This window comes from Vandammella animalimorsus (assembly GCF_002285265.1).
Classification (GTDB): domain Bacteria; phylum Pseudomonadota; class Gammaproteobacteria; order Burkholderiales; family Burkholderiaceae_C; genus Lampropedia.
Map to the genome: position 1 here is coordinate 1 of NZ_NSJB01000003.1, position 19642 is coordinate 19642.

A 19642-nucleotide genomic window follows, 5' to 3' on the forward strand; every position below is an offset into this window, starting at 1 on the left:
GCCCGCCCCGCCCGCGCCCGTGCCACCCCCGCCAGCGCCACCGGCGCCGCCGGCTGCGCCCGCCGCGCCTGTGGCCCCCAGCGCGCCGGTGATCGAGCGCCACGAGGCCCGCAATGCCGCCGCCGTGCGCAATGCCGGCATCAGCTATCCGTCACAAAGTCAGCGCCTCAGAGAAGAAGGCGTGGTGCGCGTGCGCGTGCTGGTGGGCGCCAATGGCCGCATCAAGGAGGCCGTGCTGGCCAAGAGCAGCGGCTTCGACCGGCTCGACCGCGCCGCCATCGAAGGCCTGCTGCGCAATGGCCGCTTCACGCCCACCACCCGCAACGGCGTGCCCATCGACGACTGGTACATCCTGCCGGTGAGCTTCAAGCTCCAGCGCTGAGCGCCAGGGCGCGTCATTCCCCCAACACCTTTCACCACTGGTTTTGCTTTTTCCCTCAAGGAGTATTGATTCATGGGTTCCGAATTTGGATTGGTCAGCGCCTGGAACCAGGCCGATGCCGTCGGGCGCAGTGTCGCCGTGCTGCTGCTGCTGATGTCGGTGGCCACCTGGGTGGTCATCCTGGTCAAGGGCCTGGGCCTGATGCGCTACAAGCGCATGGTCAAGGCCAGCAAGGACTTCTGGCACAGCGAAAACCTCGATGCCGGCATCCAGAAGCTGGGCAGCCAGGCCGACAACCCCTTCCTGCTGCTCACGCTCGAAGGGCGCGACGCCGTCAACCACCACCGCAACACCCAGGCCCACCTGCACGACAGCCTGGACATCAGCGACTGGGTCACGCGCAACCTGCGCTACTGCATCGAAGGCTTTACCGCGCGGCTGCAGGCGGGCCTGTCCATCCTGGCCACCGTGGGCTCCATCGCGCCCTTCGTCGGGCTGTTTGGCACCGTCTGGGGCATCATCCACGCGCTTTTGGCCATCGGCGCCAGCGGCCAGGCCACCATGGACACCGTGGCCGGCCCCATTGGCGAGGCCCTGGTCATGACTGCCGCCGGCCTGGCCGTGGCCATCCCGGCCGTGATCGGCTACAACGCGCTGGTGCGCGGCAACAAGTCGCTGCTGCTGCAGGTCAACGGCTTCGCCCACGACCTGCACGCCTTCTACGTCACCGGCGCGCGCGTGGCCCACGGCAGCGAATCGGCCAAGGTGCTGCAGCTCAAGCGCAGGGGGTAAGCAGCCATGGCCTTCTCCAACCCCGAGCAGGATTCGGGCGACGTGCTCAGCGAAATCAACATGGTGCCGCTGATCGACATCATGCTGGTGCTGCTGATCATCTTCATCATCACCGTGCCGGTCATCAAGCACGCCGTGAACATCGAGCTGCCCCAGGCCAGCACCGAGCAGGAAAAGATCGAGCCCGAGACCATCAGCCTGAGCATCGACCAGGACGGCCAGTTCTTCATCGACAACAAGCCCATGACGGACGAGCAGCTGCTGGCGCACTTGCGCCAGGCCTCCACCAAGGAGCCCGAGCCCGCGCTGCACATCCAGGGCGACAAGAACGCCCGCTACGACCACGTCATGCGCGCCATGGCCATGGCGCACGAGGCCGGGCTGAGCAAGATCGGCTTCATCACCGAGCCGGAACAGGCCGCAGCGCCCTGAGGCGGCCTGCCCCCCGGCGCAGCGCACAAAAAACGGCTTGCGATCGGGCCCACTGCTGCCCGGCCCCATCGGGGCCTGGCAAGCAGGCCACAGGCCGCGCCAAACCATGCCCGCGCCAAGCCCCCCGGCTTTTCTTGGCCAGACGAGAGACAGCAAGCTGCAGCGCCGGGCGCGCATCCCGGGGCTGCGGCCCACCCCTGAGCAGGCGGCAGCGACCGGGCGCGGGCGCAATCGCCCGCAGCCGCGGCCAAGGTTGCATAAGTGACTGGAGCGACCAGGCCCGCGCGGTAGGATGCGCGGCATTTTTGCGCTGCGGCCTGGCACTGGCCGCGGCGCTTGCCGCACCACCTACGCCCAATTGCACACCATGAGCCTGCGCGACACCCTGGACTTTCTGCTCTACGACTGGATCGATGTTCAATCCCTGAACCAGCGCCCGCGCCACGCCGATCACTCGCGCGAGACCTACGACGCCGTGCTGCAGACCTGCGAGCGCATTGCGCGCGAGAAGTACGCGCCCTTCAACCGGCTGGTCGATACCGAGGAGCCGCACTTCGACGGCGAAAAAGTCATCCTGCCGCGCGCCACCTACGAGGCGCGCCAGGCCTATGCCGACTCGGGCATGCTCAGCGCCGCGCAGGACTACGACATCGGCGGCATGCAACTGCCCTTCGTGGTCGAGTCGGCGGCCAACACCTTTTTTGCCAAGGCCTCGATCAGCATCGGCTCGAACATGCTCACCAGCGGCAATGCCAATTTGCTGATGGCGCACGGCAGCGCCATGCAGCAACGGGTGTTCGCGCACAACGAGTTCAACGGCCGCTTCACCGGCACCATGTGCCTGTCCGAGCCGCAGGCCGGCTCCTCGCTGAGCGACGTGGCCACGCGCGCCGTGCCCGATGGCGCGGATTTCGAGGCCGACCCGCTGGGCCCGCGCTACCGCCTCAGCGGCAACAAGATGTGGATTTCCTCGGGCGACCACGAGCTGGCCGAGAACATCGTGCACCTGGTGCTGGCCAAGGTGCCAGGCCCGGACGGCAAGCTGGTGCCCGGCGTCAAGGGCATCTCGCTGTTCATCGTGCCCAAGCACCTGGTGGATAGCGACGGCCAGCGCACCGGCGAGCGCAACGACGTGGCTTTGGCCGGGCTGAACCACAAACTCGGCTGGCGCGGCACCACCAACACCTTGCTCAACTTCGGCGAGGGCAAATACCCGGTGCGCGGCAGCGCCGGGGCCATCGGCTATCGCGTCGGCGCCGTGGGCGATGGGCTGCGTTGCATGTTCCACATGATGAACGAAGCGCGCATCGCCATCGGCATGGCCGCCACCATGCTGGGCTACGCCGGCTACGAGGCCAGCCTGGAATACGCCAAGGCCCGCCCGCAGGGCCGGCCGCTGGGCGCAGCCGGCAAGGATGCGGCCAGCGCGCAAGTGCCCATCATCGAGCACGCCGACGTGCGCCGCATGCTGCTGGCGCAAAAGGCCTATTGCGAAGGCGCGCTGGCGCTGAACCTGATGGCCGCGCGCCTGGTGGACGAGCAGCACACCGGCGCGCCCGAGAGCGCCGCGCAGGCGCGGCTGCTGCTGGAAGTGCTGACCCCGATCGCCAAGAGCTGGCCCAGCGAATGGTGCCTGGAGGCCAACTCCCTGGCCATCCAAATCCACGGCGGCTATGGCTACACGCGCGACTTCCCCGTCGAGCAGTACTGGCGCGACAACCGCCTGAACATGATCCACGAGGGCACGCACGGCATCCAGGCCAACGACCTGCTCGGGCGCAAGGTGCGCATGGAAGGCGGCGCCGGGCTGGCGCTGCTGGGCCAGCGCATCGAGGCCACAGCCGCCGCTGCCCAGGAGAGCGAGGCGCTGGCGCCGCTGGCTGCGCAGCTGCGCGCGGCCTGGCAGCAGGTGCTGCACGCCACCGAGGCCGCCTGGCAATGGGCACAGCGCACTGGCGATGCCAGGCGCACGCTGGCCAACGCCGTGCCCTACATGCAGGGCTTTGGCCACACCGTGCTGACCTGGGTCTGGCTGGACCTGGCGTTGGCCACGCTGCGCGCCGATGCGGCCCTGCACAGCCCGGCCGCGCAGGGCCGCATGGCCTGCGCGCGCTACTTCTTCGCCTACGAGCTGCCCAAGATCGGCGCCTGGCTGGGCGTGGCCGCCGCCGGCGACATGACCTGCGCCGAGCTGGACGCCGCCGCGTTCTGACCCTCGCCAATGCCCGCCAAAGATCACCCCGAAATCACCCCAAAAGATCACTCCCCGAGGAGACCCCGACATGACCCGCACCATCCAACAACTGTTCGACCTCAGCGGCAAGACCGCGCTCGTCACCGGCGGCTCGCGCGGCCTGGGCCTGCAAATGGCCCAGGCGCTGGGCGAGGCCGGCGCCAAGGTGCTGATCAGCTCGCGCAAGGCCGCCGACCTGGAGGAAGCCGCCGCCGCGCTGCGCGCCCAGGGCATTGATGCGCAGTGGCTGGCCGCCGATGCCTCCAACCCCGAAGACCTGGGCCGTCTGGCCGCCCACGCCCAGCAGCAGCTGGGCCAGGTGGACATCCTGGTCAACAACGCCGGCGCCACCTGGGGCGCGCCCGCGCAGGAGCACCCGCTCGAGGCCTGGGACAAGGTCATGAACCTGAACGTGCGCGGCTACTTCCTGCTCAGCCAGCTCATCGCGCGCCAGAGCATGATCGCGCGGCGCAGCGGCAGCATCATCAACGTCGCCTCCATCGCCGGCCTGGGCGGCAACCCGGCGCAGATGACCACCATCGCCTACAACACCTCCAAGGGCGCGGTCGTCAACTTCACGCGTGCGCTGGCCACCGAATGGGGCGCGCTGGGCATCCGCGTCAACGCCATCTGCCCGGGCTTCTTCCCCAGCAAGATGACGGCCGGCACGCTCAAGGCCATGGGCGGGGCCGATGCCGTGGCCCGCCACGCACCGCTGCAGCGCCTGGGCGATGACGAGGACCTCAAGGGCATCACGCTGCTGTTTGCCTCCGACGCGGGCAAGCACATCACCGGCCAGCTGATGGCCGTGGACGGCGGCGTCAGCGCGCTGATCGGTGGTTGAGAGCCACACACGCCAAAGGCCATCCCCATGAGCACCGCATACGACCTGGCCCACGCCAGCCCCGCCCAGCAGGGCGCAGCCCAGAAGGCGCTGGACAACCTGGGCTTTACCGTGCCCTTCATCGAGCACCTGGGCATCGAGTTTCTCAGCTACGGCGAAGGCGCCTCGCACCTGCGCATTGCGCCGCTGCCCGAGCACATGAACGCCTACGGCATGGCGCACGGCGGCGTGGTCATGACGCTGCTGGACGTGACCATGGCCTTTGCCGCGCTGGAGCCCGATCGCCCCGGCCTGGGCGCCATCACGGTGGAGATGAAAAGCACCTTTTTGCGCCCCTCCACCGGCGTGCTCACCGCGCGCGGCCGGCTGATCCACCGCACCCGCACGCTGGTGTTCCTGGAGGCCACCGTCTTCAACGGCGAGGGCCAGCCCAGCGCCCAGGCCAGCGGCACCTTCGTGCTCAAGGAGCGCCCCGCCGCCGCGCCAGCCCCCAGCGCCGGCAGCGCCCACAGCGCAGAAGGCGCCGGTAGCGCAGGCAACGCTGGCAGCGGCAACACTGCCAGCCGCTGAGGCGCCACCTTTTCCCATCCCATCACATTCCATTCCCATCGCAAGGAGACCCCGCCATGCCAAGCAACCGCCAAATCCTGCTGGACAACCGCCCCCAGGGCGAGGCCACGGCCAGCAACTTCAAGCTGGTGACCAGCCCAACCCCTGAGCTGCAAGACGGCCAGGTGCTGGTGCGCCACCACTACCTCAGCCTGGATCCGTACATGCGCGGGCGCATGAACGACTCCAAGAGCTACGCGGCCTCGCAGCCGCTGGGCGAGGTGATGATCGGCGGCACCGTCGGCGAGATCGTGCAAAGCCGCAGCGACAAATACGCCGTGGGCGATCTGGTCGTGGGCATGGGCGGCTGGCAGGAATACAGCGTCGTCGATGCCGGCCAGAGCGGCATGCTGCGCAAGGTGCCGGCCGGGCCGGTGCCGCTGTCCGCTTACCTGGGCGCAGTGGGCATGCCCGGCGTGACGGCCTACTACGGCCTGGTGCACATCATCGACCCCAAGCCCGGCCAGACCGTGACCGTCACCGCCGCCTCCGGCGCCGTGGGCAGCGCCTACGCCGCGCTGGCCAAGGCGCGCGGCTGCCGCGTCGTGGGCATTGCCGGCGGGCCCGACAAATGCCGCTACGCCGAGCAGGAGCTGGGCTTTGACGTCTGCATCGACTACCGCGCCCACAACCAGGACGTGCGCTCGCTGGCCAAGGCCCTCAAGGACGCCTGCCCCGATGGCATCGACGGCCACTTCGAGAACGTCGGCGGCTGGATCCTGGACGCCGTGATGCTGCGCACCAACGCCTTCGCGCGCATTGCGCTGTGCGGCATGATCGCCGGCTACGACGGCCAGCCCCTGCCCATGCTCAACCCCGCGCTGATCCTGGTCAACCGCATGCGCGTCGAAGGCTTCATCGTCAGCGAGCACATGCACGTCTGGCCCGCCGCCCTCAAGGAGCTGGGCGAGCTGGTGGCCAGCGGCAAGCTGCGCCCGCGCGAATCCATCGCCCAGGGCATCGAGGCCGCGCCCGAAGCCTTCCTGGGCATGCTGCGCGGCAAGAACTTCGGCAAGCAACTGGTCAAGCTGATCTGAGCGCGCCTGCCAAGGCGCTGCGCACTTAAAGAAGGAGAACCGCCATGATCCGCGACTTCGATGGCAAGACCGCCGTGCTCACCGGCGCAGGCTCGGGCTTCGGGCTGGAATGCGCGCGCATTGCCGCCGCGCGCGGCATGCACCTGGTGCTGGTGGACGTGCAGCAGGACGCGCTGGAGCGCGCCGCCGCCGAGCTGCAGCCGCAACTGGCCGCGCGCGGGCGCCAACTGCTGGCCCAGCGCGTGGACGTCAGCGACGCCGCCGCCATGCAGGCCCTGGCCCAGCAGGTGCAGCAGGCGCTGGGCGCGCCGCACTTCGTGTTCAACAACGCCGGCGTCTCCGCCGCCGGCTTGGTGTGGGAGAACACGCCCCAGGAATGGGCCTGGGTCATGGGCGTGAACCTGATGGGCGTGGTGCACGGCGTGCACAGCTTCACCCCCATGATGCTGCAGGCCGCGCGCCAGGATCCAGCCTGGCGGGGCCACATCGTCAACACCGCCAGCATGGCCGGCTTGCTCACGCCGCCCAACATGGGGCTGTACAACGTCAGCAAGCACGCCGTCGTGGCCCTGACCGAAACGCTCTACCAGGACCTGCGCCTGGTCACCGAGCAAATCGGCGCCAGCGTGCTGTGCCCCTACTTCGTGCCCACCGGCATCGCCGACAGTGGCCGCAACCGCCCACAGGCGCTGGCCGGGCAAGCGCTGACTGCCAGCCAGCGCGTGGGCCAGGCCATGGGCAAAAAAGCCGTGCAATCGGGCAAGGTCAGCGCCGCCGACGTGGCGCACATGGTCTTTGACGCCATCGCCCAGGATCGCTTCTACATCTACAGCCATCCCCAGGCCCTGGGCCCGGTGCAGACCCGGCTCGAAGACATCATGCAGCAGCGCAATCCCAGCGACCCCTTTGCCCACAAGCCTGAAGTGGGCGAGCAGCTGCGCCAGCAGCTGCGGCAGTGAAAGCCTGCTCCAATCTCGGCGCAAGCGGGCCTGAAAGCCTGTGCCCACGGCTGCCGCCCACCGGGCGGCAGCGCCGCTACCTCACGCCCACACGAGACACGCCATGCCCGCCTTCGCCCTCACGCCCGCCACCGCTGCCCTGCTGACCATCCCGCCGCTGCTGTGGGCCGGCAATGCCGTGGCCGGGCGCATGCTGGCGCCGCTGGTGCCGCCCATCACGCTGAACCTGCTGCGCTGGGCGCTGGTGGCGCTGCTGCTGTTGCCGCTGGGCTGGCGGCTGTGGGCGCTGCGGGGCCAGGCCCTGGCCAGCCTGCGGCCGCTGCTGCTGATGGGGCTGCTGGGCATCGGCTGCTACAACGCCTTGCAGTACATGGCGCTGCGCAGCTCCAGCCCCATCAACATCACGCTGGTGGCCGCCAGCTCGCCCATCTGGATGATGCTGGTGGGCGCGCTGTTCTTTGCCGAGCGCCCCAGCTGGCGTCAGGGCCTGGCCACGCTGTTCTCGCTGGCCGGCGTGCTGCTGGTGCTCACGCGCGGCAGCTGGCAGCAGTTGGCGGCGCTGTCGCTGGTGCCCGGCGATTTGCTGATGCTGCTGGCCGCGCTGTGCTGGGCCGGCTACAGCTGGCTGCTGCTGCGCGCGCCCGTTGCCGCCGCGCTGCGCGGCGACTGGGCGGCCTTTTTGCTGGTGCAGGTGCTGCTGGGCATTGGCTGGTGCGCGCTGGCCGCCGGGCTGGAATGGCACAGCGGCGCGCAACCCATCCACTGGGGCCTGCCGCTGGCCGCAGGGCTGCTGTTCATCGCCCTGGGGCCGGGGCTGATCGCCTACCGCTGCTGGGGCATGGGCGTGCAGCGCGCCGGGCCGACGCTGGCGGCGCTGTTTTCCAACCTCACGCCGCTGTTTGCCGCGCTGATGTCGGCCCTGCTGCTGGGCGAGGCCCCCCAGCCCTACCACGGCGCCGCGTTTGCGCTGATCGTCACCGGCATCGTGATCTCGGCGCGGCGCTGAAAGCGCCTGCAAGCATCTGCAAGATGCCGGCGCGCCCCTTGCCCTGGATGCGCGCAGGGGCCGCCGCCCTCACCCCGTGTTGCGCAGCGCTGCGGCGATGCCGTTGATGCTGATGTGGATGGCCGTTTGCACGCGCTCGTCGGCCCCGCCGGCGCGCCAGCGTTCGAGCAGTTCGACCTGGATGTGGTGCAACGGGTCGATGTAGGGGAAGCGGTGGCGGATGGAGCGCGCCAGGCCGGGGTTGCCCGCCAGCCGCTGGCGCTGGCCGGTCAGCAGCTCCAGCGCGGCCACGGTGCGCTGCCATTCGGCGCTGATCTGGGCGAACACCGCCTGCGCCAGCGCGGCCTCGGGCACCAGGCGGCTGTAGCGCTCGGCCAGCACCAGGTCGCTCTTGGCCAGCACCATGTCCATGTTGGAGAGCAGGGTTTGCAGGAAGGGCCACTGGCTGGCCATCTCTTGCAGCAGGGCCTGGCGCTGGGCGGGCGTGGCCAGCGGCGGCAGGGGCTGGCCGCCGGGCGGCGTGGCCGGCTGGGCCTGGCCTTCTACAAAAGCCTGCACGGCGCTGCCAAAGCCATACCAGCCCGGCAGCGTCAGGCGGCTTTGGCCCCAGCCAAAACTCCAGGGGATGGCGCGCAAATCCTGCAGGCGCTGGCCGGGCTTGCGTGAGGCCGGGCGTGAGCCGATGTGCAGCTCGGCGATTTCGCGCACCGGCGTGGCGTTGAAGAAGTAGCGGGCGAAGTCGGGCGTCTCGAACACCAGCGCGCGATAGGCGCGCATGCTGGCCTCGGACAGCGCCTGCGCCACGGCCAGGTAGTGCGCGGGCACAGGCTGGCGTTGCGGCAGCAGCGTGGCCTCCAGGGTGGCGGCCACCAGGGTTTCCAGGTTGCGGCGGCCAATCTCGGCGTTGGCGTATTTGGAGGCGATGACCTCGCCCTGCTCGGTCAGGCGGATCTGGCCGCGCACGGTGCCCGGCGGCTGCGCCAGGATGGCGTCGTAGCTGGGGCCGCCGCCGCGCCCGACGGCGCCGCCGCGACCGTGGAACATGCGCAGCCGGATCTGCCCGCCGTGGCGCTCGCCAATGTCGGCAAAGCACTGCACCAATGCAGTGCCGGCCATGTACAGCTCCCAGTGGCTGGTGAAGATGCCGCCGTCCTTGTTGCTGTCGGAGTAGCCCAGCATGATGTCCTGCTCACCGCCCGAGCGCAGCATCATGGGCGCAATGCCGGGGCAGTCGTAGTAGCCCTGCATGATGGCCGGGGCCTGGCGCAAATCGGCAATGGTCTCGAACAGCGGCACGACGATCAGGCTGGCCTGCGCCTGCTCGCTCAGGCGGCCTTGCACCAGGCCGGCTTCCTTGAGCAGCAGCAGGGCTTCGAGCAGGTCGCTAACGCTCTCGGTGTGGCTGATGATGCAGTGGCCAATGGCCTGCGGGCCGTAGGCCTGCAGCATCTCGCGTGCGGTGTCGAAGATTTCCAGCTCGCTGCGCGCCAGGGGCGAGTAGGCGTGCTCGGGCACGCGCAGCGAGCGCGGCTCATCCAGCAGTTGCAGCAACAGCGCCTGGCGCTGGGCTTCGTCCAGCGCGCCGTAGTCGGGCGCCAGCCGCGCCACGCGCAGCAATTCGGTCAGCACGGCCTCGTGCTGGTCGGAGCTTTGGCGCAAATCCAGCGTGCTCAGGCAAAAGCCGAATACGTCCACCTTGCGCATCAGCGGCAGCAGGCGCTCGGGCATCAGGGCCTGGCCGTGGTGGGCGTGCAGCGAGTCGGCAATCACCTGCAAGTCGGCCAGCAGCTCGCCCGCATGCGCGTAGGCCGGGCGCGGCATTTGCATGGGCCGGGGCGCGGGCAGTGGCGCGCTGCCAGGCCCGGCATCGCCCAGTTGCGCCAGGGTGGCGGCCAGGCGCGCGTAGATGCCGCTGAGGGCGCGGCGGTAGGGCTCATCGGCGCGGTGCGGGCTGTCGTCGCCCGAGGCGTCCGCCAGGGCCTGCAAGGCGGCGCTGACAGGCACGCGCCGCTCGGACATGGACAGCTCCGCGCCCAGCGCATGCACCTGGGCCAGGTAGTGGCGCAGCGCCACGCCGCTTTGGCGCGCCAGCGCGTAGCGCAGCGTGTGCGCGGTGACGTTGGGGTTGCCGTCGCGGTCGCCGCCAATCCATTGGCCCATGCGGAAAAAGCTCGGTAGCGCCAGGCGCGGCGGCGCGGGCTGGCCGGGCAGCAGCAGGGCCTGCAGCTGGACGTACAGCTGCGGGACTTCCTCCAAAAAGGTGGCCTCGTAATAGCTCAGCGCGTTGTCGATCTCGTCGTGCACCGTCAGGCGCGAGTAGCGGTTCAGCCGCGTTTGCCACAGCTGGGTGATGCGCGCGCGCAGCGCCGCTTCGTTGGCCGCCAGCCGCGCTGGCAGGCGCGCGTCGGGCTGGCCCAGCGCCGCGTCGCGCTGCGCCTGCTGCTGCAGGCGGCCGCGCTCGGCCAGCAGCTGGGCGATGCGCTTTTCCGTATCCAGAATGCTTTTGCGCTGTACTTCGGTAGGGTGGGCGGTGAGCACCGGCGAGACATAGGCCTGCGCCAGCGTCGCCAGCACCTGCGGCGCATCGACGCCGGCTGCGCGCAGCCGCGCCAGCGCATCGGCCAGGCTGCCGCGCGGATGCTCGCCGCGGCGCTCGTGCACCTCGCGCCGGCGCAGAAAGTGCTGGTCCTCGGCCAGGTTGGCCAGGTGGCTGAAGTAGGTGAAGGCGCGCGCCACCGTGACGGTGTCGTCGTTGCTCAGGCTTTGCAACAGCGGCTGCAGGCCGCTGCTGGCCTGGCCTGCCTCAGCCTGGCTCGCCCGGCGGTCGGCCACGGCCAGCTGGCGGATGCGCTCGATCATCTCGAAGGCGGCATCGCCATCCTGCTCGCGGATCACCTCGCCCAGCAAACGCCCGAGCAGGCGGATGTCCTCGCGCAGCGGCTGCTCCTTGTCCTGCTCGTGCGTGTGCTGCTGGGCTGCGTCTGTGGGCTCTTTGGTGTGCATGGCGCTCAATCTCCCAGTCGAAAAGCAAAGTGCATATGGTAGGGCCCGGCTGGCAAACCGCGCGTCGCACGCGCTGGTGCGCTGTGCGCTATGCGTCAGCGCGCGCCAGGTGCCGCTCCAGCCTGCGCAGCCCCAGGGTGAGCAAGAAGGTCATCAGCCAATAGGCCAGGGCGATGGCCAGATAAGGCTCCCAATAGCGGCTGTAGGCGCCGGCCACGGTGCGCGCGGCGTAGGCCATCTCGGCCAGGCCGATGGCCGAGACCAGCGAGGTGTCCTTGAGCAAGGCAATCATGTTGTTGCCCAGCGGCGGCAGCATGCGTCTGAAGGCCTGCGGCAGCACGATGTAGCGCATGCTTTGGGCGGGCGTCATGCCCAGCGACAGCGCAGCCTGGCGCTGGCCGCGCGAGATCGATTGGATGCCGGCGCGAAACACTTCGGAGATGTAGGCGCCGGAGTTCAGCGTCAGCGCCACCACGCCCGAGAGCAGCGCGCCGTAGTCCTGCTTGAGCTGGCGTGCCAACTCGCCGCTGACCAGCAGACCGTCCTGCGGATGGATGAACACCGGCATCACGGCAAAGTGCATCAGCATGATTTGCACGAACAGCGGCGTGCCGCGAAAAAAGCTGACGTAGGCGGTGGACGGCCAGCGCAGCACATAGCGGCACAGGCCACGCCAGGGCGCATGGCGCGCCTGGGCCAGCCTGGCCAGCGCCAGCAGCAGGCCCAGCATGCAGCCCATGAGCACGCAGGCCAGCGTCATGCCCACGGTGATCAGGGCGCCGTGCCAGAACAGGGATTGGTATTCGACCAGGATGTCGGCGCGGAACCAGCCGAACCAGGCCGTGGCGTTGTCATTCATGGTGGGTGGGGGCCGGCGCGCCTGTGGCGGCCAGCTGGGCAAGCAAGATCGGTTGTTTTGATAAGTGCGGCGCAGGCCGAAAAACAGGCACCAGCCCAAGGCCGAGCGCAGCGATGGCCCGGGCAAAGCCCCCTTCTGCCAGCGCCTGTGACGGTGGCCGGCCAGGGCGGGCAGGCCCACACACAGTGGGCCTGCTTCGTTCATCAAATTTCGCTGCGGCTGTTTGAGCGCAGCGGCAAAGCCGCGCAGCGAGTTTCCGCAGCATCCGCCCTGGCAGGCCATCGGCACAGGTCGCCCCGGCGCGCAGCGCCGGGGTCGCGGGCAGCGGGGTCGCCTTCTTTTGCCTCCTTTTCTTGGCGAGACAAGAAAAGGAGGTGCGCCGCCGGGCGCACATCCCGGCCTCGGCACTCAACACCGGCGCAGACGGCAGCTACTGGGTGCCCCTGCGCAGGTTGGCGCTGCACGGCTGCAGCGCGAAACTGGCAGAGCGGCGGCTCACGCCCCGCCCTCACGGCATCACTGCGCGATGTAGTCCTTGTCGAACCACTTCTTGTAGAGGCGGTTGTAAGTGCCATCGGCGCGGATGGCGGCCAGGCCGGCGTCGATCTTGGCGCGCAATTCGTCATCGCCCTTGCGCACCACGATGCCGAAATACTCCTTGGGGAAGTTGGGGTCGTCCACCGTCTTCAGCCCTGGCGTCTGCGACACGCGGTAGGCGATCACGCCGTTGTCGCCAATGGCCGCATCCACGCCACCAGCGGCCAGCTCGGCAATGATCAGCGGCGTGCTCTCGAAGCGGCGCACGTTCGGGCTGGTCTTGCCCAGCTCGCGGCTGGCCACGTCGTCGCCAGTGGAGCCGCTGACCACCGCCACCTTCTTGCCGGCGATGTCCTTGAGCGAGGCGATGGCGCTGTCCTGCGGCACGGCAATGAGCTGCTTGGCATCGAAGTACGGGGCCGAGAAATCGAAGCTTTGCTTGCGCTTGTCGTTGATGGTCACGCCAGAGATCACCAAATCCACATCGCCGTTGTTGAGCGCGGCAAAGATGCTGGAAAACGGCGTGTTGACCAGGCGCACCTTGAGCTGCTGCTGCTGCGCAATGGCGTTGATGATGTCGATGTCGAAGCCGACGATTTGCTTTTCCTTGTTCTCAAAGGCAAACGGCGCGTAGGTCGCGCTGGAGCCCACCACCAGCTGGCGGGCCTGCTCGGCCTGGGCCGGCGCCTGGGCGGCAAACAGTGCCGAAGCGGTGAACATCAGTGCGGTCAGGGTACGTTGAAAGCGCATGATCTGTAAGCTTTGTTTGACAAATAAAGAGGGCGGCGAGTATGACACGAAGCAGGCCTTGCAACCGCGACCTGGCCGCCCTTGCGCAAGTTGCGCGAGAGAGGGCCTGCGTGCCCAGCGCACCGCGCGCCTCTACAGATTCGTACAGCCCTCCCCTTGAGCAAGATGGGCAAGTTCTGCGGCCTACACTTGCGCCTACCTTGAGAATCTGACCCAAGCCTTTACTTTGTTGCCATGAAGCCTGCCAGCACTGCCCCTTCGGCCCATGATGCCACCCCCGCCACCACCATCGAACTGGCCGTCAGCGGCATGAGCTGCGCGGCCTGTGTCGGGCGCGTCGAGCGCGCGCTGGGCGCCGTGCCCGGTGTGGAGCAAGCCTCGGTCAACCTGGCCACGCAACGCGCCACGGTGCGCGGCGCCGCCAGTGGCCAGGCGCTGCTGGCGGCCATCGAGCGGGCCGGCTATGCCGCGCGGCAATTGGACGGCCCGGCCGGGCTGGAGGATGCGCAAGCCCAGGCCGAGCAAGAGGCCGAGCGTGCGCAGCTGCAGCGCGACTGGCTGCTGGCCACGCTGCTGGCACTGCCAGTGTTCGTGCTGGAGATGGGCGCGCACATGGTGCCGGGCATGCACCACTGGATTGCGCAGCACATCGGCGAGCGCAACAGCTGGCTGCTGCAATGCGTGCTGACTACGCTGGTGCTGCTGGGGCCGGGGCGGCGCTTTTACCGCCAGGGCATCCCGGCGCTGCTGCGCGGCGCGCCGGACATGAACTCCCTGGTGGCCGTGGGCACGCTGGCGGCCTATGGCTATTCGCTGGTGGCCACCTTTGCGCCACACTGGCTGCCACAGGGCGCGAGCCATGTGTATTTCGAGGCGGCGGCGGTGATCGTGGCGCTGATTCTGCTGGGGCGGATGCTGGAGGCGCGCGCCAAGGGCCGCACCTCGGCGGCGATTGCGCGGCTGCTGCGCCTGCAGGCCAAGACGGCGCGCGTGCGCCGTGGCGAGCAATTCGTCGATCTGCCCATTGACCAGGTGCTCGCCGGCGACGTGCTGCAGGTGCACCCGGGCGAGCGCATTCCGGTCGATGGTCAATTGCTCGAAGGCCAGAGCTTTGTAGATGAGTCGATGATCTCGGGCGAGCCGGTGCCAGTGGCCAAAACGCCAGGCCAGCAGCTGGTGGGCGGCACCGTCAACCAAACAGGCGCCTTCACCATGCAGGCCACGGCCGTGGGCGAAGCCACGGTGCTGGCGCAGATCATCCGCATGGTGCAGCAAGCCCAGGCGGCCAAGCTGCCCATCCAGGCGCTGGTGGACAAGGTGACGCTGTGGTTCGTGCCAGCCATCATGCTGATCGCAGCGCTGACCTTTGGGGCCTGGCTGCTGCTGGGCCCGGCCCCGGCGCTGACGCTGGCGCTGGTCAATGCCGTGGCCGTGCTCATCATCGCCTGCCCCTGCGCCATGGGCCTGGCCACGCCCACTTCCATCATGGTCGGCACCGGTCGGGGGGCGGAGCTGGGCATCCTCTACCGCAAGGGCCAGGCGCTGCAGGCCTTGCACGAGGTGCGGGTGGTGGCGCTGGACAAGACCGGCACCCTGACCGAGGGGCGCCCCACGCTCACCGATCTGGAAACCACTGGCGGCTTCACGCCCGAGCAGGTGCTGGCCCATGTGGCGGCGGTCGAGGCGCGCTCGGAGCACCCGATTGCGCGCGCCATCGTGCAAGCGGCCGAGCAACAGGCGCTGACGCTGCCAGCGGTGCAGGCCTTCGAATCCGTCACCGGGCTGGGCGTGCGCGCCGAGGTGGGCGGGCAGCGCGTGGAGATCGGCGCCGACCGCTTCATGCAGCAGCTCGGGCTGGACTGCGGCGTGTTTGCCTCCACCGCCCAGCGCCTGGGCAGCGAGGGCAAGACGCCGCTGTACGCCGCGCTCGACGGACGCCTGGCGGCCATCATCGCCGTGGCCGATGCCATCAAGCCCAGCACGCCTGCGGCCATCGCCGCGCTGCACGCACAAGGGCTGAAGGTGGCCATGATCACCGGCGACAACGCCCGCACCGCCCAGGCCATCGCCCAGCGCCTGGGCATCGATGAGGTGGTGGCCGAGGTGCTGCCAGGCGGCAAGGTGCAGGCCGTGCAGGCGCTGCGCGCCGCGCATGGCCCGGTGGCCTTCGTCGGCGACGGCATCAACGACGCCCCGGCGCTGGCCGAGGCGCATGTGGGCCTGGCCATCGGCACCGGCACGGACGTGGCCATCGAATCGGCCGACGTGGTGCTGATCTCGGGCAATCTGCAGGCCGTGCCCAACGCCATCGCGCTCTCGCGCGCGACCATGCGCAACATCGGCCAGAACCTGTTCTGGGCCTTTGCCTACAACACTGCGCTGATCCCAGTGGCCGCTGGCCTGCTTTACCCGCTATGGGGCGTGCTGCTCTCGCCGGTGTTCGCCGCCGGCGCCATGGCCTTGTCCAGCCTGTTCGTGCTGGGCAATGCGCTGCGCCTGCGGCGCTTTGTGCCACCGCTGGCAGCTTAGAGCGTGTATGCACTTTGCGCGAATCGCAGCGCACGCCGCGCTTCGCGCAGGCCTTTGTTGACTCACGATTTCTTGTTCGTCTGCCGGCTGTGCGCTGCAGCCGGCGCGGGCAGCGTGCCCTGGTGCAGGATGCCGCGGTGGTAGAGCAGCGGCGCCAGGGCCTGTGGGCACTGGGCCGGGTCGGCGCCGGGCAGCTCGCGCGGCCAGGCGCCACGGTAGCCCACGCGCTCGACCTGGCCGATGAAAATGGTGTGGTCGCCCGCCAGGTGCTGGGCGTGGCGGCGGCATTCGAACCAGGCCAGCGCACCAGGCAACAGCGGCACGCCGCTGGCAGCGCGGACGGTTTGCAGGTTGCGAAAGCGATCCAGGCCCGGCGTGGCAAAGCGCTGCGCCAGCAGCAGCTGGTCGGCAGCCAGCACGTTGATGGCAAAGTGCTGACAGTGCAAAAAGTCCTGCAGGTGGCTGGAGGCGTTGAGCAAACTCCACAGCACCAGCGGCGGCTCCAGCGACACCGAGGCAAAGGAGCTGACCGTCAGGCCCGCAGGCTGGCCCTGGGCGTCTAGCGTGGTGACGATGGTCACGCCGCTGGCGAAGCTGCCCAGCGCATCACGGAAGTGGCGGGTGCTGAAATGGCTTTGCAGGTGCTCGGCGCTGTCGGGCATGGTCAGGGGCGCTCCCAAAGACGGCGGGGGGGGAAGTCAAAAAACGTGGTGCGAGCAGGGCCTCATCGCAGCAGGTTCAGCCCTGCTGCTGCGCCTGCACCAGCGCCTGCAGCGCCTGATCGAGCGCCTCGTCGCGCGTGAAGGGTTGCAGCTGCGCGGCCAGCGCATCCAGCGCGGCGGCCCCTTGGCGCTTGAGCTGCTGCACGGCCTGGCCGGCTTCGCGCCCGCTGGCGTAGGCCAGGCTTTGCAGCAGCGGCGCACCGCGGGCGGTGGTGAGCTTGAAGTAGAACTGGCCGTCGGCTTCGCGGTATTGCTTGATCTGCGGCGGGGCTTCGGCCGCGGCGGCATCCGGCGCGGCGGGCCGGGCCAGTGGCTGGCGCAGGTCGCACAGGCCCACGGCGCGCTTGAGCTCTGCCAGATAGGGCGCGGCCTGGGCGCGGGCTTTTTCGGCGCCGCGCTGCAAGATGGCCTCGATGCGCGCCGGGTCGGCCATCAGAGCATCGAACTGCGCGCGCATCGGAGCAATCTCGGCGTCGATCAGCTCAAAGAGTTGCTGCTTGGCCTCGCCCCAGGCAATGCCCTGGGCGAAGGCTTGGCGCATGGCCTCGGTTTGCTCGGCGCTGGCAAAGGCCTGGTAGATCTGGAAGATGGCCGAGCCTTCGCTGTCCTTGGGCTCGCCCGGCGCGCGCGAATCGGTGGCAATGCCCATGATGAGCTTGCGCAGTTGCTCGCGCGGCGTGAACAAGGCGATGGTGTTGCCGTAGCTCTTGCTCATCTTGCGCCCGTCCAGGCCGGGCAGCGTGGCCACGTGCTCGTCCACCAGCGCCTCGGGCGGCACCAGCAGCTCCTGCCCGTGGCCGTAGATGTGGTTGAAGCTGGCGGCCATGTCGCGCGCCATCTCGATGTGCTGCACCTGGTCGCGCCCCACGGGCACCTTGTGCGCCTTGAACATCATGATGTCGGCGGCCATCAGCACCGGGTACATGAACAGCCCGGCGGTGACGTCGGCGTCGGGGTCGGCGCCCGTCTCGGCATTCTTGTCCACCGCGGCCTTGTAGGCATGGGCGCGGTTGAGCAGGCCCTTGCCGGTGACGCAGGTCAGCAGCCAGGTCAGCTGCGGGATTTCGGGGATGTCGCTTTGGCGGTAGAAGGTCACCTGCTCGGGGTCCAGCCCGCAGGCGATCCAGGTGGCGGCGATCTCCAGCGTCGATTGCTGGGTCTGCACCGGGTTTTGCGACTTGATCAGGCTGTGCAGATCGGCCAGGAAGAAGAAATGCTCGGCGCCGGGCTGGGCCTGCGAGCGCACCGAGGGCCGAATGGCGCCTGCGTAATTGCCCAGGTGCGGGATGCCCGAGGGGGTGATGCCGGTGAGGAAACGGGTGGTCATGGATGGCAAGCGGAAAAGAGTGAGTGGCAGCAGGCAGCGCCCGCATCATGGCAGCGGCAGCCCCAGCCATTGCAGCGGCTGCAGCAGCACCTGCAGCCCGGCTTCAAGCAGCGGGTAGAGCCAGTAGCGATCGAGCAGGTTCAGCCACAACAGGCCCAGCACGATGAAAAAGCCCAGCGGCTCCAGCCGCGCCAGATAGTGGGCCGGGCGCGCGGGCAGCAGGCCCACGGCAATGCGCCCGCCATCGAGCGGCGGCAGCGGAAACAAATTCAGCGCCGCCAGCACCAGGTTGACCATGATGCCGGCCCAGGCCATGCGGGCGAAGAAGGGCTCGTACAGGCCCTGCTGACCCAGCCACAGCAGCACAGCCAGCAGCAGCGTCCACAGCACGGCCTGCAGCAAGTTGGACAGTGGCCCAGCCAGCGCCACCCAGACCATGTCGTAGCGCGGGTTGCGCAGCTTGCGCGTATTCACCGGCACTGGCTTGGCGTAGCCGAACATCAGCGCGCCCTGCGAGGCGAACAACAGCAGCAAGGGCAGCAGCACCGTGCCAAAGGGGTCGATGTGCTTGAAGGGGTTGAGCGTGACGCGCCCGAGCAAGGCCGCCGTGGGATCGCCCAGGCGCCGCGCCACATAGGCGTGCGCGGCCTCATGGATGGTGATGGCCAACAGCACCGGCAGCGCCATCACCGCTGCATTTTGGATGAAGGAGGAGAAATTCACGGCGCGCGATTCTCGCAGAAGATGCGCGCCATTGCCTGCTGCAGGGCGGTAAGCAAGCTTTGCCATGGACTGGCGTTTTTTCTGCCCGTGCTGGGGATTGGGATAAAATCCGCCCTCGGCCCTGTGTGGGCCTGTCCATTGGGTCGTGGCGATTTTTTCTATCAGTTGCGCGGGCTGCGGGCTTTGATCTCGCAGCTTTTTTTTGCACTGCAGCACCCATGGCAGGCCCCTGCCAAGCAGGATTCTTTGATCCAGACAACGCTTATCTTTTATGAAAATCGCACAAGAAATCCGCGCCGGCAACGTCATCATGCATGGCAAGGATCCGATGATCGTCCTCAAGACCGAATACGCACGCGGCGGGCGCGGCGCGGCAACGGTGCGCATGAAGCTCAAGGCGCTGCTGTCGAACATGGGCACCGAGGTGGTGTTCAAGGCCGACGACAAGATCGACAACGTCATCCTCGACAAGAAGGAGTGCACCTACTCCTACTTTGCCGACCCGATGTACGTGTGGATGGACAGCGAATACAACCAGTACGAGGTCGAGGCCGCCAACATGGGCGACGCCCTGAACTACCTGGAAGACGGCATGAGCGCCGAAGTGGTGTTCTACGACGGCAAGGCCATTTCGGTGGAACTGCCCACCAGCGTGGAGCGCGAGGTCACCTGGACCGAGCCGGGCGTCAAGGGCGATACCTCTGGCAAGGTGCTCAAGCCCTCGAAGATCGCCACTGGCTTTGAAGTGGCCGTGCCGCTGTTCGTCAACCAGGGCGATCGCATCGAGATCGACACGCGCACTGGCGAATACCGCAAGCGCGTCTAAGCCCTTTGCGCGCTTGTGCGGCGCGCGGCAGGCTGGCCGCGCACCCCTTTGAAACCCTTGGTAGCCGATAGA

Annotated in this window: 17 protein-coding genes; 11 read left to right on the forward strand and 6 right to left on the reverse strand. The window is 68.6% G+C overall.

Annotated features, from left to right (window positions below; all coding sequences use genetic code 11):
• The 9 genes from CK625_RS06110 to CK625_RS06150 all read left to right on the forward strand — a co-directional run.
• Positions 1–382, forward strand: a 382-nt coding sequence (locus CK625_RS06110; protein WP_172425102.1) for an energy transducer TonB, incomplete at its 5' end; no start/stop codon positions are given.
• Between the two features lie 72 nt (positions 383–454).
• Positions 455–1174, forward strand: a complete 720-nt coding sequence (locus CK625_RS06115) for a MotA/TolQ/ExbB proton channel family protein (RefSeq protein ID WP_095539435.1) — start codon at positions 455–457, stop codon at positions 1172–1174.
• 6 nt (positions 1175–1180) lie between these two features.
• Positions 1181–1606, forward strand: coding sequence for an ExbD/TolR family protein (locus CK625_RS06120; RefSeq protein WP_095539436.1), 426 nt, complete (start codon positions 1181–1183; stop codon positions 1604–1606).
• A gap of 367 nt (positions 1607–1973) precedes the next feature.
• Complete coding sequence (locus CK625_RS06125; protein WP_095539670.1) at positions 1974–3818, forward strand: acyl-CoA dehydrogenase; 1845 nt, start codon at positions 1974–1976, stop codon at positions 3816–3818.
• Between the two features lie 70 nt (positions 3819–3888).
• The gene (locus CK625_RS06130) at positions 3889–4683 is read left to right on the forward strand and encodes an SDR family oxidoreductase (protein ID WP_095539437.1); all 795 of its coding nucleotides are present in this window, start codon (positions 3889–3891) and stop codon (positions 4681–4683) included.
• A 27-nt stretch (positions 4684–4710) separates the two neighbouring features.
• Positions 4711–5253, forward strand: a complete 543-nt coding sequence (locus CK625_RS06135) for a PaaI family thioesterase (protein ID WP_095539438.1) — start codon at positions 4711–4713, stop codon at positions 5251–5253.
• A 56-nt stretch (positions 5254–5309) separates the two neighbouring features.
• Positions 5310–6329, forward strand: a complete 1020-nt coding sequence (locus CK625_RS06140; RefSeq protein WP_095539439.1) for an NADP-dependent oxidoreductase — start codon at positions 5310–5312, stop codon at positions 6327–6329.
• A gap of 44 nt (positions 6330–6373) precedes the next feature.
• Positions 6374–7288: an SDR family oxidoreductase gene (locus tag CK625_RS06145; RefSeq protein WP_095539440.1), complete on the forward strand. Its 915-nt coding sequence runs from the start codon at positions 6374–6376 to the stop codon at positions 7286–7288.
• Positions 7289–7391: 103 nt separating this feature from the next.
• Positions 7392–8294 (forward strand): DMT family transporter, encoded by a 903-nt coding sequence (locus tag CK625_RS06150; protein ID WP_095539441.1) that lies wholly within the window; start codon positions 7392–7394, stop codon positions 8292–8294.
• A 69-nt stretch (positions 8295–8363) separates the two neighbouring features.
• On the opposite strand, the gene ppc is transcribed toward CK625_RS06150, so the two are convergent.
• The 3 genes from ppc to CK625_RS06165 all read right to left on the reverse strand — a co-directional run bounded on the left by ppc (position 8364) and on the right by CK625_RS06165 (position 13443).
• The gene (ppc, locus tag CK625_RS06155; protein ID WP_095539671.1) at positions 8364–11297 is read right to left on the reverse strand and encodes a phosphoenolpyruvate carboxylase; all 2934 of its coding nucleotides are present in this window, start codon (positions 11295–11297) and stop codon (positions 8364–8366) included.
• Between the two features lie 88 nt (positions 11298–11385).
• Positions 11386–12156 carry an amino acid ABC transporter permease gene (locus CK625_RS06160; RefSeq protein ID WP_095539672.1) on the reverse strand — a complete coding sequence of 257 codons (771 nt, stop codon included), beginning with the start codon at positions 12154–12156 and terminating at the stop codon, positions 11386–11388.
• A 516-nt stretch (positions 12157–12672) separates the two neighbouring features.
• On the reverse strand, positions 12673–13443 hold the full coding sequence (locus CK625_RS06165; protein WP_429001299.1) for a basic amino acid ABC transporter substrate-binding protein: 771 nt from the start codon (positions 13441–13443) through the stop codon (positions 12673–12675).
• Positions 13444–13677: 234 nt separating this feature from the next.
• Between CK625_RS06165 and CK625_RS06170 the strand changes: the two genes are divergently transcribed.
• The gene (locus CK625_RS06170; protein ID WP_095539442.1) at positions 13678–15972 is read left to right on the forward strand and encodes a heavy metal translocating P-type ATPase; all 2295 of its coding nucleotides are present in this window, start codon (positions 13678–13680) and stop codon (positions 15970–15972) included.
• Positions 15973–16034: 62 nt separating this feature from the next.
• On the opposite strand, the gene CK625_RS06175 is transcribed toward CK625_RS06170, so the two are convergent.
• The 3 genes from CK625_RS06175 to CK625_RS06185 all read right to left on the reverse strand — a co-directional run bounded on the left by CK625_RS06175 (position 16035) and on the right by CK625_RS06185 (position 18744).
• The gene (locus CK625_RS06175; protein ID WP_095539674.1) at positions 16035–16634 is read right to left on the reverse strand and encodes a flavin reductase family protein; all 600 of its coding nucleotides are present in this window, start codon (positions 16632–16634) and stop codon (positions 16035–16037) included.
• A gap of 76 nt (positions 16635–16710) precedes the next feature.
• Positions 16711–18021 carry a tryptophan--tRNA ligase gene (locus tag CK625_RS06180; RefSeq protein WP_095539443.1) on the reverse strand — a complete coding sequence of 437 codons (1311 nt, stop codon included), beginning with the start codon at positions 18019–18021 and terminating at the stop codon, positions 16711–16713.
• 45 nt (positions 18022–18066) lie between these two features.
• Positions 18067–18744, reverse strand: a complete 678-nt coding sequence (locus CK625_RS06185) for a site-2 protease family protein (RefSeq protein WP_238944969.1) — start codon at positions 18742–18744, stop codon at positions 18067–18069.
• Between the two features lie 271 nt (positions 18745–19015).
• Here CK625_RS06185 and efp point away from each other — a divergent pair, with 271 nt between their 5' ends.
• Positions 19016–19570, forward strand: coding sequence for an elongation factor P (gene efp, locus CK625_RS06190; protein WP_095539444.1), 555 nt, complete (start codon positions 19016–19018; stop codon positions 19568–19570).
• Positions 19571–19642: the final 72 nt, after the last annotated feature.